At 38.2% G+C, this 20,812-nt stretch carries 21 protein-coding genes; 5 read left to right on the forward strand and 16 right to left on the reverse strand.

Going from position 1 to position 20,812, the window contains the following annotated elements; translation table 11 throughout:
• Nucleotides 1–75 precede the first annotated feature (75 nt).
• Nucleotides 76–2,946, reverse strand: a complete 2,871-nt coding sequence (gene uvrA / locus BM350_RS19155; protein ID WP_090915928.1) for an excinuclease ABC subunit UvrA — start codon at nt 2,944–2,946, stop codon at nt 76–78.
• A gap of 5 nt (nt 2,947–2,951) precedes the next feature.
• The gene (gene uvrB, locus BM350_RS19160; protein ID WP_090915926.1) at nt 2,952–4,934 is read right to left on the reverse strand and encodes an excinuclease ABC subunit UvrB; all 1,983 of its coding nucleotides are present in this window, start codon (nt 4,932–4,934) and stop codon (nt 2,952–2,954) included.
• 254 nt (nt 4,935–5,188) lie between these two features.
• Here uvrB and BM350_RS19165 point away from each other — a divergent pair, with 254 nt between their 5' ends.
• Complete coding sequence (locus BM350_RS19165; RefSeq protein WP_090915924.1) at nt 5,189–6,598, forward strand: branched-chain amino acid transporter BcaP; 1,410 nt, start codon at nt 5,189–5,191, stop codon at nt 6,596–6,598.
• An 18-nt stretch (nt 6,599–6,616) separates the two neighbouring features.
• Here BM350_RS19165 and BM350_RS19170 read toward each other — a convergent pair whose 3' ends face one another.
• The 6 genes from BM350_RS19170 to BM350_RS19195 form a co-directional block, all read right to left on the reverse strand.
• A complete protein-coding gene (locus BM350_RS19170) occupies nt 6,617–7,228 on the reverse strand; it encodes a hypothetical protein (RefSeq protein WP_090915922.1) in 612 nt (203 codons plus the stop codon).
• The gene (locus tag BM350_RS19175; protein ID WP_090915920.1) at nt 7,228–7,986 is read right to left on the reverse strand and encodes a MerR family transcriptional regulator; all 759 of its coding nucleotides are present in this window, start codon (nt 7,984–7,986) and stop codon (nt 7,228–7,230) included. Before BM350_RS19175 ends, BM350_RS19170 begins: the two co-directional genes overlap by 1 nt.
• 108 nt (nt 7,987–8,094) lie before the next feature.
• On the reverse strand, nt 8,095–8,319 hold the full coding sequence (locus BM350_RS19180; protein ID WP_090915918.1) for a hypothetical protein: 225 nt from the start codon (nt 8,317–8,319) through the stop codon (nt 8,095–8,097).
• Nucleotides 8,320–8,365: 46 nt separating this feature from the next.
• The gene (locus BM350_RS19185; RefSeq protein WP_090915917.1) at nt 8,366–8,755 is read right to left on the reverse strand and encodes a hypothetical protein; all 390 of its coding nucleotides are present in this window, start codon (nt 8,753–8,755) and stop codon (nt 8,366–8,368) included.
• Nucleotides 8,756–8,765: 10 nt separating this feature from the next.
• Entirely contained in the window at nt 8,766–8,960 is a 195-nt protein-coding gene (locus BM350_RS19190) for a helix-turn-helix transcriptional regulator (RefSeq protein ID WP_090915916.1), read from the reverse strand.
• Nucleotides 8,961–9,076: 116 nt separating this feature from the next.
• On the reverse strand, nt 9,077–10,099 hold the full coding sequence (locus BM350_RS19195) for a YeiH family protein (protein ID WP_090915915.1): 1,023 nt from the start codon (nt 10,097–10,099) through the stop codon (nt 9,077–9,079).
• Nucleotides 10,100–10,537: 438 nt separating this feature from the next.
• On the opposite strand from BM350_RS19195, the gene BM350_RS19200 reads away from it, so the two are divergent.
• The 4 genes from BM350_RS19200 to abc-f all read left to right on the forward strand — a co-directional run bounded on the left by BM350_RS19200 (nt 10,538) and on the right by abc-f (nt 14,302).
• Nucleotides 10,538–11,431: a LysR family transcriptional regulator gene (locus tag BM350_RS19200; protein WP_090916130.1), complete on the forward strand. Its 894-nt coding sequence runs from the start codon at nt 10,538–10,540 to the stop codon at nt 11,429–11,431.
• 50 nt (nt 11,432–11,481) lie between these two features.
• On the forward strand, nt 11,482–11,841 hold the full coding sequence (locus BM350_RS19205; protein ID WP_090915914.1) for a MerR family transcriptional regulator: 360 nt from the start codon (nt 11,482–11,484) through the stop codon (nt 11,839–11,841).
• Between the two features lie 6 nt (nt 11,842–11,847).
• Complete coding sequence (locus BM350_RS19210) at nt 11,848–12,384, forward strand: flavodoxin family protein (RefSeq protein WP_090915912.1); 537 nt, start codon at nt 11,848–11,850, stop codon at nt 12,382–12,384.
• Between the two features lie 280 nt (nt 12,385–12,664).
• A complete protein-coding gene (abc-f, locus tag BM350_RS19215; protein WP_090915910.1) occupies nt 12,665–14,302 on the forward strand; it encodes a ribosomal protection-like ABC-F family protein in 1,638 nt (545 codons plus the stop codon).
• Between the two features lie 196 nt (nt 14,303–14,498).
• Here abc-f and BM350_RS19220 read toward each other — a convergent pair whose 3' ends face one another.
• From BM350_RS19220 to BM350_RS19255, 8 genes are all read right to left on the reverse strand, one after another.
• The gene (locus BM350_RS19220) at nt 14,499–15,206 is read right to left on the reverse strand and encodes a nitroreductase family protein (RefSeq protein ID WP_090915908.1); all 708 of its coding nucleotides are present in this window, start codon (nt 15,204–15,206) and stop codon (nt 14,499–14,501) included.
• 99 nt (nt 15,207–15,305) lie between these two features.
• Nucleotides 15,306–15,740: an RrF2 family transcriptional regulator gene (locus BM350_RS19225; protein ID WP_090915906.1), complete on the reverse strand. Its 435-nt coding sequence runs from the start codon at nt 15,738–15,740 to the stop codon at nt 15,306–15,308.
• A gap of 130 nt (nt 15,741–15,870) precedes the next feature.
• On the reverse strand, nt 15,871–16,185 hold the full coding sequence (locus BM350_RS19230) for a heavy metal-binding domain-containing protein (protein ID WP_090915904.1): 315 nt from the start codon (nt 16,183–16,185) through the stop codon (nt 15,871–15,873).
• A gap of 158 nt (nt 16,186–16,343) precedes the next feature.
• Nucleotides 16,344–16,676 (reverse strand): DUF1904 family protein, encoded by a 333-nt coding sequence (locus BM350_RS19235; protein WP_090915902.1) that lies wholly within the window; start codon nt 16,674–16,676, stop codon nt 16,344–16,346.
• A gap of 128 nt (nt 16,677–16,804) precedes the next feature.
• The gene (locus BM350_RS19240) at nt 16,805–17,314 is read right to left on the reverse strand and encodes a DUF3278 domain-containing protein (RefSeq protein WP_090915900.1); all 510 of its coding nucleotides are present in this window, start codon (nt 17,312–17,314) and stop codon (nt 16,805–16,807) included.
• A gap of 3 nt (nt 17,315–17,317) precedes the next feature.
• Entirely contained in the window at nt 17,318–17,509 is a 192-nt protein-coding gene (locus BM350_RS19245; RefSeq protein ID WP_090915898.1) for a helix-turn-helix transcriptional regulator, read from the reverse strand.
• A gap of 163 nt (nt 17,510–17,672) precedes the next feature.
• Complete coding sequence (locus BM350_RS19250) at nt 17,673–18,875, reverse strand: PDZ domain-containing protein (protein WP_090915896.1); 1,203 nt, start codon at nt 18,873–18,875, stop codon at nt 17,673–17,675.
• A 484-nt stretch (nt 18,876–19,359) separates the two neighbouring features.
• A complete protein-coding gene (locus tag BM350_RS19255; protein WP_090920299.1) occupies nt 19,360–20,793 on the reverse strand; it encodes a S41 family peptidase in 1,434 nt (477 codons plus the stop codon).
• Nucleotides 20,794–20,812: the final 19 nt, after the last annotated feature.

The raw sequence follows: 20,812 nt of genomic DNA on the forward strand, positions 1-20,812 counted from the left end.
CCTCATCCCCTTTGGATGTTGTATATAGCAGAAAACATGTAACAGAGAAGCACAGCCCCTCTGTTACATGTTTCTTTACTGTGTTAATTCTACTTCTTTTACTTTTTCTTTCATACGTGCTTTATCACGTTCTAAAACACCTTTTAAATACTTTCCTGTGTAAGATCGCTCTTCTTTCACAACCTGCTCCGGCGTACCTGTAGCAACAATTTGTCCGCCCTTATCTCCGCCTTCAGGACCAAGGTCAATCAGATAATCTGCCGTTTTAATGACATCTAAGTTATGTTCAATAACAAGTACAGTTTCACCATTATCAACAAGACGCTGAAGCACTTTTAACAGACGAGCAATATCATGTGCATGAAGCCCCGTTGTCGGTTCATCTAAAATGTACAACGTGCGGCCTGTTGAACGGCGGTGCAGCTCAGATGCTAACTTCACACGCTGTGCTTCTCCGCCCGATAACGTCGTTGCCGGCTGACCGAGCTTCATATAATCAAGCCCTACATCCACAAGCGTTTGGAGCTTACGTTTAATTTTTGGGATATTAGCAAAGAACTCTACCCCATCTTCAATTGTCATCTCTAACACTTGAGAAATATTTTTATCTTTATATTTTACTTCCAGTGTTTCACGATTATAACGTTTTCCATGACAAACTTCACATGGAACGTACACATCTGGTAAGAAGTGCATTTCAATTTTAATAATTCCATCACCGCGGCACGCTTCGCAGCGGCCACCTTTTACGTTAAAGCTAAAGCGGCCTTTTTGATAACCGCGCACCTTTGCTTCATTCGTTTGCGCAAACACATCACGAATATCATCAAACACACCTGTATATGTTGCTGGGTTAGAACGCGGCGTCCGACCAATTGGTGATTGATCAATATCAATTACCTTATCTAAATGCTCAAGGCCCTTAATTTCCTTATGCATACCAGGCTTACTCTTCGATTTATATAATTTTTGAGCCACTGCTTTATATAACACTTCATTAATTAATGTACTTTTTCCTGAACCAGATACACCCGTTACAGCAACAAATGTACCGAGCGGAAAGGACATCTTCGCATTTTTTAAGTTATTTTCCTTTGCCCCAATAACCTCAATCTTACGACCATCACCTTTACGACGCTCTAACGGAACTGGAATAAACTTTTTACCGGATAAGTATTGTCCTGTTAAAGACTTATCGTCTTGCATCACTTCTTGCGGCGTCCCAGCTGAAACAACTTGCCCGCCATGAATACCTGCACCAGGACCAATATCTAATAAATAATCCGCGGCCATCATCGTATCTTCATCATGCTCAACAACGATAAGTGTATTTCCTAAATCACGCATATTTTTCAGTGTTTGAATTAAGCGATCGTTATCACGCTGATGTAAACCGATAGAAGGTTCATCAAGAATATATAATACACCTGTTAAGCTCGAACCAATTTGCGTCGCTAAGCGAATGCGCTGCGCTTCTCCGCCCGATAACGTTCCAGCTGCACGGCTAAGCGTTAAATAATCAAGTCCCACGTTAATTAAGAAGCTAAGACGCTCTTTAATTTCGCGCAAAATCAGCTTCGCAATACTTTGTTGCTTTTCTGTTAATTCGATATTTGTAAAGAATTCGTGCGCATCCTGCACAGAAAACTGCGCCACTTCCGCAATCGTTTTTCCACCTACAAAAACAGCTAAAGTTTCCGGTTTCAAACGAGCGCCTTTACATTTTGGACAAGCTTGCTCCGCCATATATTTTTCCATTTGCTCACGAATATAATCGGAGCTCGTTTCTCGGTAACGGCGCTCAATGTTCGGAACTACACCTTCAAAAATAATCTCGCTTTCCTTCACTTGACCAAAGTCGTTCACATAGCGGAAATACACTTTTTCTTCTCCGCTTCCGTACAACACTTTTTCAAACAAATGCTTCGGAATATCTTTTACTGATGCATCCATATCAATGCCATAATGGTTACAAACAGACTGCAACAATTGCGGATAATATTGTGAGCTTGTTGGCTCCCAAGGTGCGATTGCATGATCGTTTAATGATAAATCCCAGTTTGGAATGACTAAATCAAGATCTACTTCTAACTTTGAACCAAGTCCATCACAAGACGGACACGCACCGAACGGACTGTTGAAAGAAAACATGCGCGGCTCAAGTTCACCGATGGAGAACCCGCAATACGGACAAGCGTGATGCTCACTAAACAGCAACTCCTCTTCTCCAATCACATCAATTAAAACGCGGCCTTCACCAAGCTTCAAAGCCGTTTCTAATGAATCGGCAAGGCGACCTGCAATTCCTTCTTTCACCACAATACGGTCAATCACGACTTCAATGGAATGTTTTTTATTTTTATCTAACGTAATTTCTTCCGATATATCAAGCATTTCTCCATCAATGCGAACGCGGACATATCCTTGCTTTTTAATATCTTCTAATAGCTTCACATGCGCACCTTTACGTCCCGATACAATCGGTGCGAGCACTTGCAGCTTCGTACGTTCTGGATATTCTAAAATACGATCTACCATTTGCTCAACTGTTTGCGATGTAATTTCAATGCCATGATTTGGACAGATCGGTGTTCCGACACGCGCAAATAATAAACGTAAATAATCATAAATCTCCGTCACCGTTCCAACTGTTGAACGCGGATTGCGACTCGTCGTTTTTTGGTCAATTGAAATCGCCGGCGATAACCCTTCAATTGCATCGACATCCGGTTTATCCATTTGCCCTAAAAATTGACGTGCATACGCCGATAGCGATTCTACATAACGGCGCTGTCCTTCTGCATAAATCGTATCAAACGCTAACGACGATTTCCCTGAACCGGATAGCCCTGTTACAACAACAAGCTGATTTCTCGGAATGGTGACATCTATATTTTTTAAGTTGTGGGCTCTCGCACCTTTTACAACGATAAAATCTTTACTCATTGCCTTCACCCTTCTGCTTTTAGTTCTAATAATAAATCACGAAGCTCAGCTGCTCGCTCAAAATCAAGCGCTTTTGCAGCTTCTTTCATTTCCGCTTCCATTTTTGCAATTACATTTTCTCGTTCTTTTTTCGTCATTTTCTTAGAAACTAGTGGTGCTGTCTCATACGTTTCGGTATCTTCCGCAGCCATCGTTGCACGGATGACATCGCGCACCTCTTTTTGAATTGTTTTCGGTGTAATGCCATGCTTTTCATTATATGCTTCTTGAATTTGACGACGACGCTTCGTTTCTTCAATTGCAATTTCCATCGATTTTGTAATTCGGTCTGCATACATCACAACATGACCGTTTGCATTACGAGCTGCACGACCAATCGTCTGAATAAGCGAACGCTCTGAACGAAGGAATCCTTCTTTATCTGCATCTAATATAGCTACAAGCGATACTTCGGGAATGTCCAGTCCTTCACGAAGTAAGTTAATGCCAATAAGCACATCAAACTTTCCTAATCGAAGATCGCGAATAATTTCAATTCGTTCCAACGTCTTGATTTCAGAATGCAAGTAGTTTACTTTAATGCCAACATCCTTCAAGTAATCAGTTAAATCCTCCGACATTTTCTTTGTTAATGTCGTAATTAGCACTCGCTCATTCTTGGCAATTCGGTCATGAATTTCTCCTAATAAATCATCAATTTGTCCTTCTATTGGACGAACATCAATTTTTGGATCCAAAAGCCCTGTTGGACGAATAATTTGTTCCACCACTTTTGGTGAATGCTCAAGCTCATATGGACCTGGCGTTGCTGATACATACACAACTTGATTCGTTTTCTCTTCAAACTCTTCAAACATAAGCGGTCTGTTATCAAGCGCTGATGGCAGACGAAATCCATGATCAACAAGCACTTGCTTACGCGCCTGATCTCCGTTATACATCGCTCTTACTTGTGGCACTGATACATGCGACTCATCCATCACGATGAGAAAATCTTTAGGAAAATAATCTAATAATGTATACGGTGTTGAACCAGCTGGGCGAAGCGTCAAATGACGGGAGTAGTTCTCAATCCCTGAACAAAAGCCCATCTCACGCATCATTTCTAAATCGTAACGTGTCCGCTGCTCTATCCGCTGCGCTTCTAACAATTTACCGTTATCATTTAATTCTTTTAAGCGTGCTTCTAATTCTTTTTCAATATTTTCGATGGCAACTTTCATCTTTTCTTCGCGTGTAACGAAGTGAGATGCCGGAAAGATTGCCACATGCTCACGTTCTGCTAATACTTCACCTGTTAATGCATTTACTTCCCTGATACGATCAATTTCATCACCGAAAAATTCAATTCGGATACAATGCTCATCAAGAGATGCCGGGAAAATTTCAACTACATCACCGCGCACGCGAAACGTCCCACGCTGGAAGTCAATATCATTACGGCCATACTGCACATCAACAAGTTCACGAAGCAATTGATTACGATCTTTCTCCATACCAACGCGTAAAGAAACAACAAGCTCACTATATTCTTCTGGAGAACCTAAACCGTAAATACAAGACACACTCGCTACAATAATAACATCATCTCTTTCAAATAAAGCCGATGTCGCTGAGTGACGCAATTTATCAATCTCATCATTAATTTTTGCGTCTTTTTCAATAAATGTATCTGTTTGTGGTACATATGCTTCCGGTTGATAATAGTCGTAGTAACTAACAAAATATTCAACCGCATTGTTCGGAAAGAAATCTTTGAGCTCACTGTATAGCTGTCCTGCTAACGTTTTATTATGAGCCATTACAAGTGTTGGCTTCTTCACTTCTTTAATGACATTTGAAATCGTAAATGTCTTACCCGTTCCTGTCGCTCCAAGCAACACTTGATGTTTCTTACCATTTTTGATCCCAGCTACCAGCTGCTCTATCGCTCTTGGCTGATCACCTTGCGGAGAATATTCTGAGACAATTTCAAATTGATGTTCCAAATAAATCCGCCCTCCTCGTAAAAAATCTGTATTTTTATTTTAACACGAACACTCATGAAAAAACCAAAAAACGAACAAATATTCGATAAACAATTCGACAATGAATTATTTTTTGTATAGGTAGAATTTTCTAAAAAATTAATATTTACAACACCCACTTTTCATATTACAATACGTTTAAAGATTCGACATTATACGACAAATCGAACGTAAAGTTCAGAATATTACAACAACTAGAGGGTGAGGGAGCTTATATGGATCTATTTCGAAAAAAATCGATTTCTGCACTGCTAGCGCAATCGCAGCAGAAAGGCGCTTCTTTAAAAAAGGAGCTAGGTGCATTTGATTTAACAATGTTAGGAGTCGGCGCTATTATTGGAACAGGCATCTTCGTTCTTACCGGCGTTGCAGCAGCAAAACATGCAGGACCAGCACTTATTTTATCGTTTATTTTATCCGGTTTAGCCTGTGTATTTGCGGCATTATGTTATTCCGAATTTGCTTCAACTGTACCGGTATCAGGTAGTGCTTACACTTACAGCTATGCAACATTTGGAGAAATCATTGCTTGGATTTTAGGTTGGGACTTAATTCTAGAATACGGATTGGCATCTTCAGCCGTTGCATCTGGTTGGTCAGGATATTTCCAAGGATTATTAGCTGGATTTGGTATTAAATTGCCTCACGCTTTAACCAGCGCTTATAATCCTGCAGCTGGCACATACGTAGACGTACCAGCAATTTGTATTATTTTTATCATGACATTGTTATTAACAAGAGGCGCAAAAAAATCAGCTCGCTTCAATGCCATTATGGTAGCTATCAAAATTTTTGTTGTTCTTCTATTCATCGGCGTTGGTGCTTTCTATGTAAAACCTGAGAACTGGACGCCATTCATGCCATTTGGCTTCTCTGGCGTAACAACTGGAGCAGCAACTGTATTCTTTGCTTATATCGGATTTGATGCTGTATCAACAGCTGCTGAAGAAGTAAAAAATCCACAGCGTAATATGCCAATTGGTATTATTGCTTCCTTAGCAATCTGCACAATCTTATATATCGTTGTTTCATTAGTATTGACAGGAATCGTTCCCTACAACCAATTAAACGTAAAGAACCCTGTTGCATATGCTTTGCAATATATTCATCAAGATTGGGTTGCTGGACTTATCTCTTTAGGAGCAATTGCTGGGATTACAACAGTATTACTCGTTATGCTATATGGACAAACTCGTTTATTTTATGCAATGAGCCGCGATGGCTTACTACCAAAAGCATTTTCTCGCGTAAATCAAAAAACGCAAACACCTGTTATGAACAGCTGGATTACAGCAGCTATGGTTGCTTTCTTTTCTGGATTTGTTCCATTGGACAAGCTAGCAGAGCTAACAAACATCGGTACATTATTCGCATTCATCGTTGTATCAATCGGCGTTATCATCTTACGAAAAAAACAACCAGACTTGCCGCGTGCTTTTAAAGTACCATTCGTACCATTGGTTCCGATATTAGCAATTCTATTCTGCGGATACTTAACATTACAACTTCCTGCAACAACATGGATTGGCTTTGTCGTTTGGTTAATTATCGGATTAGTTGTATATTTCAGCTACGGTTATAAAAATAGTACGCTGAAAGATGGTCAAAAAGAAGACGTTGCCTAATAAAAAGAAGTGTTGTCTTTAACGGGACAACACTTCTTTTTTCTTTTTCGGAAAAACAACGTAAGAAAGCGTAATAAACGTATCTACACCGAAAACGATTCTCCACACTTTACTTACACGATTCACAGTTTCATTTAAAAATATATCAGCATCCCAACTTGATATGTTTTCAAGTGGTACTAATCCATACAGAAAGAAAAACACAATGTGCACACCCGCAAATACAATAAAGTGAATCCCCCAATGTAACAACTCTTGCTTCGTATATGCCCAGCCTGTTAATTCTACTTCCTCTTGTGTCATTGGCAGTGCTTCTCCCCGCCACTTTGCAATCATTCGTTGTATACGTAAATCTAGCTTCCTTAAATCTTTCTTTCCGTAAAAAACAGCATACAATAAGATGATGACGATAATAATTTGAAATTGAGAAAACTTCCCTGTTTCATAATAATCAACGACACCTAACGTTAAAATAAATAATTCATTTAACAATAATACAATCCCTACAATGAAACTTGCTTTATGCAGTTGAAAAGCATACCTTAACAAAAAGAAACTAATCACTGCACTCCAAAACACAATTTCAGCGCCAATTAAAAATGCCCAGCGATACTCGATTAGTATATTCATTATGTCTCCTCTCCTTCTATATACACTTCAAAAGCCGTATCCATATACTGCAAAAGCTCTTCTTCAATTGGATACATATTCATCCTTTTCGACTCTTCTTTTGATTTACGTACTTCCCACAATTTATCTAAAAACGCCTCATCACCGTTTGCCATCTCCCTGCATTTTTCTAAAATGATTCCAGTAATTCCTTGTACTTCCGCATCACTTGGTGCTTTTTTCTTCTGCATGAGTTGCCGCATTCGCTTTAATAGAATAATCCACTCTTGCACTTCTGCATTTTGCTCACTCATGTTTGGCAAATTTTTAAGCAAATGTTCTTCTTTCTGTGAAAATACTTGTTGCTGAAATAGCTGCTGCATTCGCGGGGACCGCTGCGAAAGTTGCATAAGCTCAAACATAATATCCCAATTAAGTTCGCCTTCCAGCTCAGTAGAATACAAAACAGCTTGTAGCATTTTCTCCATACGCGAAAACTTCTTCTGTTCTTCTCGCACGAACAACAATTGCTTTTGCAAAACATCCTTGAAAATAGGACTCTCTATTTCTAACATATTCATAATTTCTTTTAATGAAAAACCCATTTCTTTAAAAAATAAAATTTGTTGTAACTTCACCACATCAGCTTTACTATATAACCGATGTCCGCCTTCCGTCTTTCCGCTCGGCTCTAACAAACCGATCTGATCATAATACCGAAGCGTCCTTACTGTAACACTTGTTTCCTTCGTTAACTGTTGAATAGAAATCATTTCCATCACCCTCTCATTTTTCATTATAAAAGGTGACGTAACGTTAGTTTCAAGAGGTTTTATAAAAAAGAGCCGTTTACATCTTCTTGTAAACAGCTCTTATCGAAATCATTCTTATTCATCATCTTCAAGATTTTTAAGTTTTCGTTTCTCCCATGCACAAATCGCAAAAAAGATTGCACTACCAGTTGCCATAATTGGAAACTCCCAACCTTTTTTCCCTTTCGATATCATGTCGTAAAATGCCCAAATTAATAGGCATGTACTGTAAAACAGAAAGGTGTATCTAGAAGCTTTTCCTGTTATATGCCATTCGTATTCATCGACTCGTCTTTTCATGATTCATATCTCCTTCAAAACCATTATTCATTCTCACTGCACCCTATCACGCTCGTTTTCCAAATGCCATTGCAACAATAAAACTCCCAACCATCAAAGCGCAGCAGATAAGAAACATTTCTTGTATTGGTAATGTTTCTCTACCGACCATTTTACTTATGCCAATATAGAAAATGAGAATAATGAATGACATCATAAAAGAAATATTTAAGTATCTCTTTATATTGTCTTGTACCCTTTCATCAATCTCAGGAATTTCTTCACGTTCAAACTTTTTCTTTTTGTAATAAGCGTATAAAATCACAAATACAATCATCAAAACATTACTCAGTAATACAGGTATCTTCGGTATAGAAGAATCCATCATAAATAATAGAATATCCCCTATAACCAACCCAAAAAAAGTCCCTATGTACAGTGATTTATAACTTTCCATCACAATCCCCCTATTCCAACGTAAAAATCTCCTCCACACTCATCTTAAAATACTTCGCAATCTTTAATGACAACTCCAAACTCGGATTGTAATGATGATTTTCAATCGCAACAATTGTTTGACGCGTCACTTGCATTGCTTTTGCCATCTCAACTTGCGTAATATGATTTTGCTTTCTTAATTCTTTAATTCTGTTTTGCACCATAGAATCCACCCTTAAAAAGTAAAGATATCTTTACTTTTATTATAAATATTTTCCAGCACAAGTAAAGATATCTTTACAAAATCCCCAATAAAAAAAGGACTTGCTCAGCAAGTCCTCTACACAAAATGCAACACATATAAAAGCGTATACCCAAGAACAGAAAGTAATACCGATCCAATGAGCCCTGCAACAAATGCTTTCGTTCCTAGCTTACGAAATGTCTTAAATTCTACATTTAAGCCAAGCCCAGCCATGGCCATAGCCATAAGCATGTAAGAAACAACAACGATATCGCTTGCGATTTTTTCAGGTACAATTCCTAATGAATGAAACGCACTCACTGCTAAGAAACCAAAAATAAACCAAGGAATCGGAATGTCACGCCAAGATTTTTTTTGCCCCGTTTCTTCTCCACGCTGAAACCATATGCCAATTAAAATGGCCACAGGTACAAGAAAGGCAACGCGCGTTAACTTCATAATTACCGCAATATCAACCGATTGACTTCCACCAGGTGCTGCCGCTGCAATGACATGAGCAATTTCATGCAATGTTGCCCCAGAAAAAACACCATATCCATACGGAGACAAATGAAGCACAGGATACAGCAATGTATATGCTAATGTGAAAATTGTTCCTAAAATCGCAACGATCGCTGCACTAACTGCGACCTCTTCATCCTTTGCTTTTACTTGCGGTCCAATTGCCACAACAGCTGCCGCCCCGCAAATCGCTGTTCCGCATGCCGTTAAAATGCCAAGTTTCTTCTCTACTTTACAAAAACGTGTTAATGCATATACAACAGTAAGCGTAAATGTAATGACAATTGCGGCCATGACCAACACCTTTGGACCAGCCTTCGCAATATCAACTAAATTTAATCGCATACCGAGTAATATAATCCCTAGACGCAGTAGTTTTTTACTCGAAAAATTTGTTCCTGCAACCGCTTGATTCGGTACACCAATTGTTGCTCTCCATATCATTCCGATTAGAATAGCAATTACTAATTGGCCCATAATACTTAAAAATGGAAGCTGCGCCAAGTATTTTGCAACAATAGCAATCAGTAACGTAATCCCAATGCCCTGCGCGAATCCGAAACGCTTCTCCTTTTGTAAGGCTATCATTTGATTCACTTTGTACCACTCCAATAACTATCTTGTAACATGCATGTTCGTTCTACTTTCATTATAAGAGCATTTTAATCATAAGTTTAATACTAATATGCTATTTCAATCATCAAGAAAACTTATGATAGAATGTAACTACTCAGTCACTCTATGAAAAAAGGCAGAAAAGTATTATTTTAAATGGCCAGGGAGGGACTGGCTATGTATAGGAGCGGTCAGGGCCTTTTCCTGCCACGCGCAAAGTTTGAAAACAAAGAAAGGCAGCAAGGTGTATGTCCATTTTTATCTTCATAACAGCAATCTATATGCTGAAAAATGAACATAACTTCCTATAGGTAATAAGAGGCGTATTTTCACTGGAATCATACCCCTTACCAAATTTCTAAATGAAATGTATGGCTAAGTAGTTACGATAAAATTTAAAAAACGAAAGGAATGAGTCTCATAAACACCGACATTTTAAAAATTTTTGTAACAGTCGTAGAGCAAAAACATTTTTCAAGAGCTGCCGAAATGCTGAATCTTTCCCAGCCAGGGGTAAGCATGCACATTCGCAATTTAGAAAATGAATTCGGCACAACGCTCATTCAGCGCTCACCGAAACATGTCCAAGTCACAGAAGCAGGAAACATTTTATACATACATGCAAAACAAATGCTTACACTGTACGAAGAAGCAAAACAAGAAATTAATGAACTTCATAATATCGTTACGGGGACGTTGCGTATTGGCGCTAGTTTTACAATTGGAGAATATCTTCTTCCTAAAATATTAGCAAACTATGCAAAGGAACATCCACGCGTTGAAGTTCATACCTTTATCTCGAATACAGAAGAGGTATTACAAGGAGTTCGCTCGAATCAACTAGATATTGGCTTAGTAGAAGGGCAAGTCATCTACACAGATGTAGACGTAGAATCATTTATGGAGGATGAAATGAAGCTTGTCGTTCCGCCAAATCATCCTCTGACGATGAAAAACCCGATTCAGACAAACATGCTGCAAGATCAAATATGGGTGCTCCGCGAAACCGGTTCAGGAACAAGGGCTTACAGCGACCGCTTTATTCACGACCATCACTTAAAAATGAAGCGTTACTTCACATTTAGCAGCATTCAAAGTGTAAAAGAAGCCGTTGCGGCCGGACTCGGAATTGCCATTTTATCAGACTGGACAGTACGTAAGGAATTGCAAGCTGGTGAAGTATGTCACATCCCTGTGCCAAACGAAAAACTCATGCGCCCGTTCTCCATTGTACGGGGAAAATATTTTATTCCTTCTAAAGCGATTCAAGTATTTTTAGATCATGTGCAAAACTTTGCGAATCAACAGCGTTGACCTTTACACTAATGTGAAGGTTTAAAATAAGAAAAGAAGGAGTGATAGATTTGCGCATCGGAGAATTATCGAAACGTACAGGCGTAAGCGAACGTTCATTACGGCATTATGAGGAAAAAGGCTTATTGACTTCAAAACGACTTGCAAATGACTATCGTGATTTTGATGAAACGACGATTGAACAAGTAAAGCTCATTCAAATGTATTTGCAGCTTGGGCTAAATTTAGAAGAAACCGCTAGAATATTGCGTTGTTTAGAAATAGAGCCGCACTTATACGATAACCCGTGCAGCAGTATCATCACACTTTACGAGGATAAGCTTGCGGAAGTAAAAAAGCAGATTTCGTTACTTTCTCATATCGAGGCTAATTTACAAAAACACATTAAGCTGTTAAAAGAAAGGAATTGATATACGATGTTCGTTTTACACGGTAGTTCACGTTCAAATGGGAATACAGAACAATTAACTCATATGCTGTTAGAAGGCGTCCAAACGGAAGAAGTATATTTACGCAATCATACCATCAAGCCCATTACAGACCAGCGTCACGATGCCGAGGGCTTTCAACCAATTGATGATGATTACGAGGGCATCGTCAAACGAATGCTTGAGCATGATACTATTGTCTTCGCAACGCCGCTTTATTGGTACGGGATGAGCGGATATATGAAAAACTTTGTCGATCGTTGGTCGCAAAGCTTACGAGATGCCTCCCTTCATTTTAAAGAACGTATGAAAGATAAGAAAATGTATGTTGTCATTGTCGGCGGCGACAATCCAAAATTAAAAGCACTTCCGCTCATTGCACAGTTCCAGTACATTTTTGATTTTGTCGATGCTTCCTTTGAAGGTTATATAATTGGATCTGCCAATGCACCAGGAGAGATTGTGAATGACAAAGAAACAATCGAAAAGGCAAAACTATATAATCAAATTTTTAAGGAAAATTAACAGAATGATTTGACAAACTAACATCCAAATGCATACAATAAAGGTGAAATTATGAAAGGAAGGTACATCGGCCAATGAAGTTCTAATTCTCTTTTTTATTCATCCATCACAAATAGTGAAACAAAATGATGAAAACTAGAAGAGGATTAGTCTACCCTTTTGTCGATAACTTTCTTTTGACAGGAACATGTAAAAATACGTGTACAGTTTTTTGTGCATCTCTTTTTTACATGCTACGGGTGAAATCTATCCTCTCTAGTGAAACTAGGGAGGTTTTTTTATGACCATTTTAACAGCACGAAACATTGAAAAAAGCTTTGGTGACCGCACTTTATTTACGTTACAAGCACTTGATATCCACGCCCATGATCGCATTGGAATTGTCGGTGTAAACGGCGCCGGAAAATCAACGCTATTACAAATATTAAGTAAAGAAATAGAACCTGATGGCGGAACGATTACTCATTACGGTTCGATCGCTATCATTCCACAATTCCATGAGGAGACATTGGAAACAGCCTCTTCTATTGCAAAAGGACAATGGGGTATTTCTCACGTCACAACGAATATGAGCGGCGGCGAACGCGGGCGTTTAAAAATTGCTCATGCTCTTGAACAAGAAGCATCTATCTTATTTGCTGATGAACCAACAAGTCATCTCGATATGCATGGCACAGAACAACTAGAGCAGGCATTACTATCTTATAAAGGAGCAATTATTTTAATTTCCCATGACCGCGCCTTATTAGATGCCATTTGTACAAAGATAATCGAGATTGAAGACGGTACCGTTCGGGAATATAAAGGAAATTACACAAACTACCGGGGACAAAAGGGTCAGCAAAGGCAGCACCAGCAAGCGGAATATGAAAAGTATACGAAAGAAAAACAGCGCTTAGAAACAGCAATCGCCAGCAGACTACAGCGGGCTTCCGGTATGACAAAAATTCGTTCAAGTTTTAGTTCTTCTGAATCTAGGCTATATAAATCGGGAGCAGCTTATAGCCAAGGCAATGTTCAAAAAGCCGCAAAAGCACTAGAAACAAGATTAGAACAACTAGAAAAGAAAGAAAAACCAAAAGAAATTGTGCATACAAAGTTTGATTTACAATACCATGCACCCATTCATAGTAAAACAGCTGTGCAATTTAATAAAATTACGAAAAAAATTGGCAACCGCACCCCCTTTCACAATATAAACGGAAGTATAGCTCCAGGTGCAAAGCTTGCTATTCTCGGAAAAAATGGAAGTGGAAAAACAACGCTATTTCATCTGATTCAAGCAAAGGAACGAGGAATTCAGCTTTCAAAAAGCTGTAAAATTGGTTATTTTGAACAAACATTAGCCATTCTGCAAAAAGACAAAACCATTTTACAAAACGTAATGGAAGAAACGCGTTATGACGAAGCTTTCGTACGAACAATCCTTGCTCGCCTACTATTTCGAAGAGAAGATGTGTATAAACAAGTAAACGTATTAAGCGGCGGCGAACGTGTAAAGGTCGCACTAGCAAAAATCTTCTTAGGAGACTACAATATGCTTCTTCTTGATGAACCGACAAATTATTTAGATCTTGCCACTCAAGAAGAACTAGAGCACATGCTGAAAGATTATCCTGGTACTGTGTTGTTCATTAGTCACGACCGCACATTTGTTCATAAAATTGCTGATCACATTTTACACCTAGATGAAGACGAACCGTGGATCTTTCAAGGCAATTACAAGCAATATACGAAACGAACTGAACAGTCTTCTATCAATCCAACAGAGCAGGAACTATTGCGTCTACAAACAAAATTAACAGAAGTAATCGGACGCATTTCGATGCCAGGACGTCACGATGATGTGATTGCTCTGGAAAATGAATACGAGCAGTTGCTACGTCAAATTCAAGAATGTAAAGCATCTGTCCTCTGATATATCAGCCGTTCTTTGCAATATATCGGCGATTTTCATAATATATCGACCGTTCTTTACAATTTATCGGCGATTTTCATAATATATCGACCGTTCTTTACAATTTATCGGCGATTCGACACGATATAAAGACCCACAGGCAACATTAGACATGCTAAACACACTAAAGAGGGCTGACTCAGGTCAGCCCTTCCGATTAAAATTTATTCCAAGTTAACACATCATCAAGTGGAAGGCGAACTTTTTCAAACCCAGCCTGCACTGCTTTCCCTACACAAATTAACATGACAGGTTCAAGATTTTCTGGAACATGAAAAGCCTCTACAAATTTCTGCGGATGGAAACCACCAATTGGTACAGTGTCAAAACCTTTTGCTTTTGCCGCTAACATAAGCTGCATCGCTACTAAGCCACCATCAATCATCGCCACGCGAGTAGCTTGTTCATTAGAGAATTTCCCATAGTTTTCAACAATTGAATTGACATAGAAATTCTTCGTTTCTTCTGTCATTCTTCCTTTTTTCACTACTTCTCCGTAAATTTTCTCAGCATTTTTATAGGCCTGTTTATCTCCTAAAACAGCAATGACAATAGAAGCATCTACAATTTGTTGTTGATTGTTTGCAATTGGTAATAACTCTTCTTTCGCTGCTTCATCTTGCACAACAAGAAATCTCCATGATTGTAAGTTTGACGATGACGGAGCTAAAGTTGCGAGCTCTAAAATTTCACGAATATCTTTTTCATCCATTTTAAAATGCGAATCATAATGACGTACAGATTGGCGCTCCTTAGCGATAGTAAAGAAATCTGTGTCCGTAATTTCTTTCGGAGCTTCCGTATGAGTAGTAAGCTCATGGATTTTATTCAAATACTCTTCTGTTGCTGATCTTTTTGCAGACATTATATTTCTCCCCCTTAACTGTTCTGATTTTAAGAACAGTATATTCTTTTAACTGTTCATTTGTCAAGAACAGTTAATTATAAAAAAATAAAACGAAAACTACAGTTCCGTTTTATTTTTTTCTTTAGGAAGTAAATCAGCTAGCTTTTTCTTTGCCAGCCCCTCTACAAGCCATCTTTCCATTTCATCTCGTAATTCATATAACGCTGAACATGTCGAAGGAGAAAAACACTCTTTCCCATCTACATCAAGAAATCCTTTTGAATACGGGTCTGCTCTTATCGCATCATAAACTTCTACTAATGTAATTTCATTTGCAGATCTAGCTAAATAATAACCGCCATCTCGTCCTTCTTTCGCTGCAATCAGTTCTGCTTTAACTAAATGAGTAAGGATTTTTCTTAAAAAGAGTGGCTTTGTTCCTAACTTTTCAGCCATAATTGCACTAGGACAAATACCATCATAATCCGCTAGTACCAATAAAGATTGCACAGCAAGTCCGAACCATTTCGTACTTGAAACCTTCTCTTTCATTCGTTTTCACCTCTCTATTAGTCTAAACAATTTTGCTGAAAAGACAACTTAAAGTCCATATGAAAAGAACCCCTCCTCTTAGTTGAAAAAGGGTTCACACACTATCATATCTCTTATGCAGCAACTTCTCTTATCGAACTTTAACTGCAGTTCCGCTTACAGCTACCATTAACATACCTTCACGAACTACTTCATAATCAACATCAATGCCAACAATTGCGTTTGCACCTTTTTGCGCTGCAAGCTGCTTCATTTCTTCCATTGCAATATCACGCGCTTCTTTTAACTTACTTTCATAAGCACCAGAACGGCCGCCGACAACGTCACGAACAGAAGCAAATAAATCACGAACGATATTTGCTCCCATAATTGCTTCTCCGTTTACGATATCAATATACTCTTCAATTTCTTTTCCTTGAATAACAGAAGTTGTTGTAACGATCATAATAGATTACCTCCTATGTATATAAGCTTATAACCCTATGTATAAAATACCCTAATTTCATGAAATTACATCATATTGGGTAATAACCTTAACCTCATCATACATAACAAATCTTTCATTACTCTCTCATGAATGTTAAAAAAGCCTTTCAAATAACTCTAATTTGCACAATGCTTCCCGTTAATATAATACGCTGACTCTGTGAAAACCGTAAATACAACCTCTACTTCTGGAAGTCCAAAATTCATTACATATGTAGTAATGGCCTTGGCGAATCGATCACGAATTTCCTGTCCACGCTCGAACCATTTCACTTCAATAAGAGGAAACGCTTCTATTTCTTCCCCATTGTATACAAATGTAGAACTTGGTAGTTCCAACGTAAAATTATCCGTACCACACTCACAAATCTCTGCAAGCTCTTCTACTAATGGTTTACTTATATCCTTTAATTGTTCAGTAGTAATTCCACGAAACACAACATGCGGCATGTGAATCCCTCCGTTAGATAGCTTTATATTTGTTCACATCATAGCATAATTTATTTTGCTGTACTAGAATGTATGGAGACATTTCAATGACATTTTCAAAAAACATAATATGTTTATGCTTTTATTCATTAATACAACTTCTTTAAATTAAGCAATGCTATTCCATACATAGAGAGTCCAAAAAATGCTCCTCCACAACTCCATATAATAATATCAAATGAAGAAACAGATATTTCTCCTGACCTTAAATAAGGAAAAATATAAGACATGAGAATAAACATCGTTCCCCCCCAAAACATACCTGCTTTTAAACTGTCTATTTTTAGTTTTTTCTTTTTTTCTAAATATTCCTCTTTTGTTGCACATTCCGTATCATTTAAATTTTTCTTTTTTATATTCCGCATTAAATAAGTTGCGTAAATCATATTAACTACAAAAACAATTATAGTTCCTATAGATAGGGTGTTGCGAATCGTATCAACTACCAACATGATAACCATCACTAACATATTCAAATACCATAGCAGTACTCCTGCCACAGCTAATTCTTTATTTATTTCTTGTTTTTGGTATTCGTCTCTCTCGCTCATCGCTCCTATGAAATTTAAATATAATTTTTCTTTCCATTTGTTTTTCATTACTTAGCTCTCCTCCCAAAATAAAGTATTTAAATCGGTGTTTAACGCTTTCGCTAATTCAATACATAAGGCTAAAGAAGGATTATATTTATTGTTCTCAATTAAATTTATTGTTTGTCTAGCAACATTGACTTTTTTAGCTAGTTCCAACTGAGAAAGCCCTTCCTGCTTTCGATATTTTCGAACATTATTCAAATACATGCCTCCTTTATATTTTTGTCATTTATATGTGACATTTTATAGTGAAATACAAGAAATGTCAATTATATATGACATAATAAGACCCACAAAAAAATAGCACAAAAAAAAAACGCATCTAACTTTAGATGCGTTTTTATATGCCATTCTTTTAACAGCATTATCCAACTTCCGTATCCCACTGATGTTCTTGTTCTACAAAAACAATCCCAAGTTCGTGATGCTCCCCTTCATAAATCGCATGTTGTACAAGGCGAAGCTCACCGTTCGTATCAACAACTTCCATTTTACAAAAAGCACCTGTTGTTCTTGATTGCAACGCATTGTAGAACTCACCCACATTTGTTGGAACGACCCCGTTCATTTTTACAATGATTTCCCCTGGCTTCAAGTCCAGCGCCTCCCCGGCTGTACCTGGAATTGTGCCTAGTACAACTAGACCATTATCGCGGGAAGAAAAGTATGCAGGGCGCCGTCCATCTTCCAAACGCTCTTGCACAGCAATTGTCAACCGTCCAAGAATTGCTACTCCCATAGCTACAATTGCTAATGTATGCCACCAATAACTCACTATTCCTAATAGAAGGACAACTGCAGCTAGCCCAAACACGCGTCGTCCTGTAAATAACAACGCTTCTTTTGGCTCAAAGCTTTTAATCGTTCTCGTAAATCCAACTAAAAACGGAATTAAGAATAAAGAAAACTTTTGTGATCCAACAGAGACAACTGGCCACCAAGATACAAACTGCGTTAAAGTATCGCCTGGTATAAGAACGAATAACGGTACCAGCCATAATCTGTTTGATTCATGCAATCCAATATTTAAACTGCGTTTTCCTTTTCGCAATTTCGGAGTTGAATAGTTTGTGGCATTTTTAGAAATAAGTAAACCTTCTACAACTAACATGAGGCCAAGTAAAATCGCTAATGATACAATACTACTCTCTTCTCCTTCTTGAAGCTGTAAGAAGGAAAACGGAAGTTTCGAAGATAATACCGCTGCTACAATGGCAACCCCTAACGTATATGCAGGTGATAAGTATCTATACTGAACAATGATAGCAAACAATACCGTCCAAATCGCCATTATAAACACACTTGCTTGTGATACAACAAGTCCTGCTAAGGCTGTAATCAATGATAAAATGATTCCTAAACCAATTCCTGCAAATATAGATGTACGTAGTTCATACCAAACATCATACACCTTAAAGGAAAAATCTTTCCGCTCTCGTAATACTCGTAAATATCCAACAAAAAAACTACTTATAAAGAAAACATACAAAGCAGGATGCATTAAAAAACGCACGATTGCCTTCACAATTTCTGATAACCAACTCTCCACGAAACGATTCACCACCATTTATAAGATATTTTATTTCTTCCGTACACATTACCTTATGTAAGATTTACTCCGTTTCATTTTATCTTATCATAATTAATCAAACGTTTGTTTAACACATAAAAAATATACAGAACATTGTACTTATCACATTGAAAATATATATAAATACAAATTGAAAAAACGACATAAAAACCCTTTCTTTTTAGGGAAGGGCGAGAGCGTCTGGCCGCACATGGGAGCGGTCAGGGCCTTCCCCTGCCACGCGCCAGGTTTTACCAGTAGCAAACATGTTGTATTCTGCATAGCAGCGACTTATAAAGAAAAGCGGAGCCGACTGTTTAGGCCCGTTGGCTAAGGTTCTTTCACACAGAAGGTGTTTTTTACCTTCTTGTGTGGAAGGTTCTTAGACATGAGGGCTTAGGAGGCAAAGCTAGACAAAGCTGTTAAAAAATCAAAATGGATTTATATAGAAAAGCTGCCGGGGGTTTCCCGACAGCTTTTCTTATTTCGTTATTAATTTTAGTGCTGCTTGAAGCTGTAGATCATTTTCACCAGAACGAATTTTTTCAACAATTTTATTCTGGATTGTCTCTGCTGTCTTTTTATCAAGCTTGCCCGTTGCATCCATACTGTTTGCATTTTGGAATGCTTTCACAGCCGCTTCTGTTTCCTTACTAAAGTAGCCATCTTCACGGCTTGGCTCATATCCAAGACTCTTTAACATCTCTTGTGCATGCTTCACTTGCTCATCATTATCATTGTAAGACAACGTTTTTTCAATTTGAATTGGCGTTGCATGGTAGTAATCAGGCTGCTTCACTTCGACCGTCGGCTCAATTCCTTTTTTATGAATCCAGTTGCCTTCTGGTGTTAGCCATTTAAACATTGTCAATTTAATATTGCTGCCATCTGTAAACGGTACAGCTTGCTGAACAGTACCTTTCCCAAATGTTTTCTCACCAATAAGAGAATAGCCTTCTCCTTCTTTTAACGCTCCTGCTAAAATTTCAGAAGCAGAGGCGCTACCTTTATCAACTAATACAGAGATTGGATACGGTTTTCTCTCTTTTAACGATGTGTAGAACTTTTGCTTCTCACCATTTCGCTGTTCTACTTGAAGCATTGGTTTTTTATCTGTCATAAGCACTTTTAAAATATCTTCAACACTTGTTAAATAACCGCCTGGGTTTCCGCGCACATCAATGACAAGCCCTTGTATATTTTTCTTCTCAAGCTCTTTCAACTGATCTTTAAATTCTTTCGCTGTTTTTTCAGAGAATGATGTAATTTGTATATATCCAATATCTTTTCCATTCTCTTTCTTCACAGAACTAAATACAGTGAAAATCGGAATTTTATCACGCTTAATTTTAAATGTTAACGGATCCGTAACTCCTGAACGCTTCACTTCAAGCGTCACTGTTGTCCCTTTTTTTCCGCGAATTTTCATAACTGCTTCCTCGCGGGATAAGTCTTTCACACCATTTCCATCAACTGTTAAAATTTGATCGTTCGGTTTCAAACCTGCCTTTTCTGCCGGTGAATCTTTAATCGGTGACACAATAATTAATTTCTCATCCGTTTTATTTACTTCAGCCCCGATTCCCTCTAGCTCCGGATCAAGCGATTGCTCAAATTGCGTCGCTGTTTTCTTATCCATGTATGTAGAGTATGGATCTTTCAGCGTTGCAAGCATCCCTTGAATAGCTCCTTCAACTAGCTTGTCATCCTTCACTTCCTCAACATAACGTGAATCAATTAATGCATACGCTTCGCGAATTTTATCCAAATCCGCTTGCTTTACATTGGCGTCTTTCCCTGTAATAGATTGCGCGATGTAAGAGCCATTTCCAAACCAATACATACCCGCAAACATTCCGCCAGCGCCAATGAAAAACGCTACAACCATTCCTATAATCGCAACTCTACGTTTCAATGCGGAATTCCCCTTTCCG

The sequence above is a fragment of the Bacillus sp. 103mf genome (assembly GCF_900116295.1).
In the GTDB taxonomy this organism is placed as follows: Bacteria; Bacillota; Bacilli; order Bacillales; family Bacillaceae_G; genus Bacillus_A; species Bacillus_A bruguierae.

Excerpts from the sequence above, each read along its gene's own strand:
- BM350_RS19235 (WP_090915902.1), bottom strand. The coding sequence starts at position 16,676 with ATGCCGCATGTTGTGTTTCGTGGAATTACTACTGAACAATTAAAGGAT.
- BM350_RS19180 (WP_090915918.1), bottom strand. The coding sequence starts at position 8,319 with ATGAAAAGACGAGTCGATGAATACGAATGGCATATAACAGGAAAAGCT.
- BM350_RS19225 (WP_090915906.1), bottom strand. The coding sequence starts at position 15,740 with ATGAAAGAGAAGGTTTCAAGTACGAAATGGTTCGGACTTGCTGTGCAA.
- BM350_RS19230 (WP_090915904.1), bottom strand. The coding sequence starts at position 16,185 with ATGATCGTTACAACAACTTCTGTTATTCAAGGAAAAGAAATTGAAGAG.
- BM350_RS19185 (WP_090915917.1), bottom strand. The coding sequence starts at position 8,755 with ATGGAAAGTTATAAATCACTGTACATAGGGACTTTTTTTGGGTTGGTT.
- BM350_RS19165 (WP_090915924.1), top strand. The coding sequence starts at position 5,189 with ATGGATCTATTTCGAAAAAAATCGATTTCTGCACTGCTAGCGCAATCG.
- uvrA (WP_090915928.1), bottom strand. The coding sequence starts at position 2,946 with ATGAGTAAAGATTTTATCGTTGTAAAAGGTGCGAGAGCCCACAACTTA.
- BM350_RS19220 (WP_090915908.1), bottom strand. The coding sequence starts at position 15,206 with ATGTCTGCAAAAAGATCAGCAACAGAAGAGTATTTGAATAAAATCCAT.
- BM350_RS19190 (WP_090915916.1), bottom strand. The coding sequence starts at position 8,960 with ATGGTGCAAAACAGAATTAAAGAATTAAGAAAGCAAAATCATATTACG.
- BM350_RS19240 (WP_090915900.1), bottom strand. The coding sequence starts at position 17,314 with ATGAAAAACAAATGGAAAGAAAAATTATATTTAAATTTCATAGGAGCG.
- BM350_RS19210 (WP_090915912.1), top strand. The coding sequence starts at position 11,848 with ATGTTCGTTTTACACGGTAGTTCACGTTCAAATGGGAATACAGAACAA.
- BM350_RS19250 (WP_090915896.1), bottom strand. The coding sequence starts at position 18,875 with ATGGTGGTGAATCGTTTCGTGGAGAGTTGGTTATCAGAAATTGTGAAG.
- BM350_RS19170 (WP_090915922.1), bottom strand. The coding sequence starts at position 7,228 with ATGAATATACTAATCGAGTATCGCTGGGCATTTTTAATTGGCGCTGAA.
- BM350_RS19175 (WP_090915920.1), bottom strand. The coding sequence starts at position 7,986 with ATGGAAATGATTTCTATTCAACAGTTAACGAAGGAAACAAGTGTTACA.
- abc-f (WP_090915910.1), top strand. The coding sequence starts at position 12,665 with ATGACCATTTTAACAGCACGAAACATTGAAAAAAGCTTTGGTGACCGC.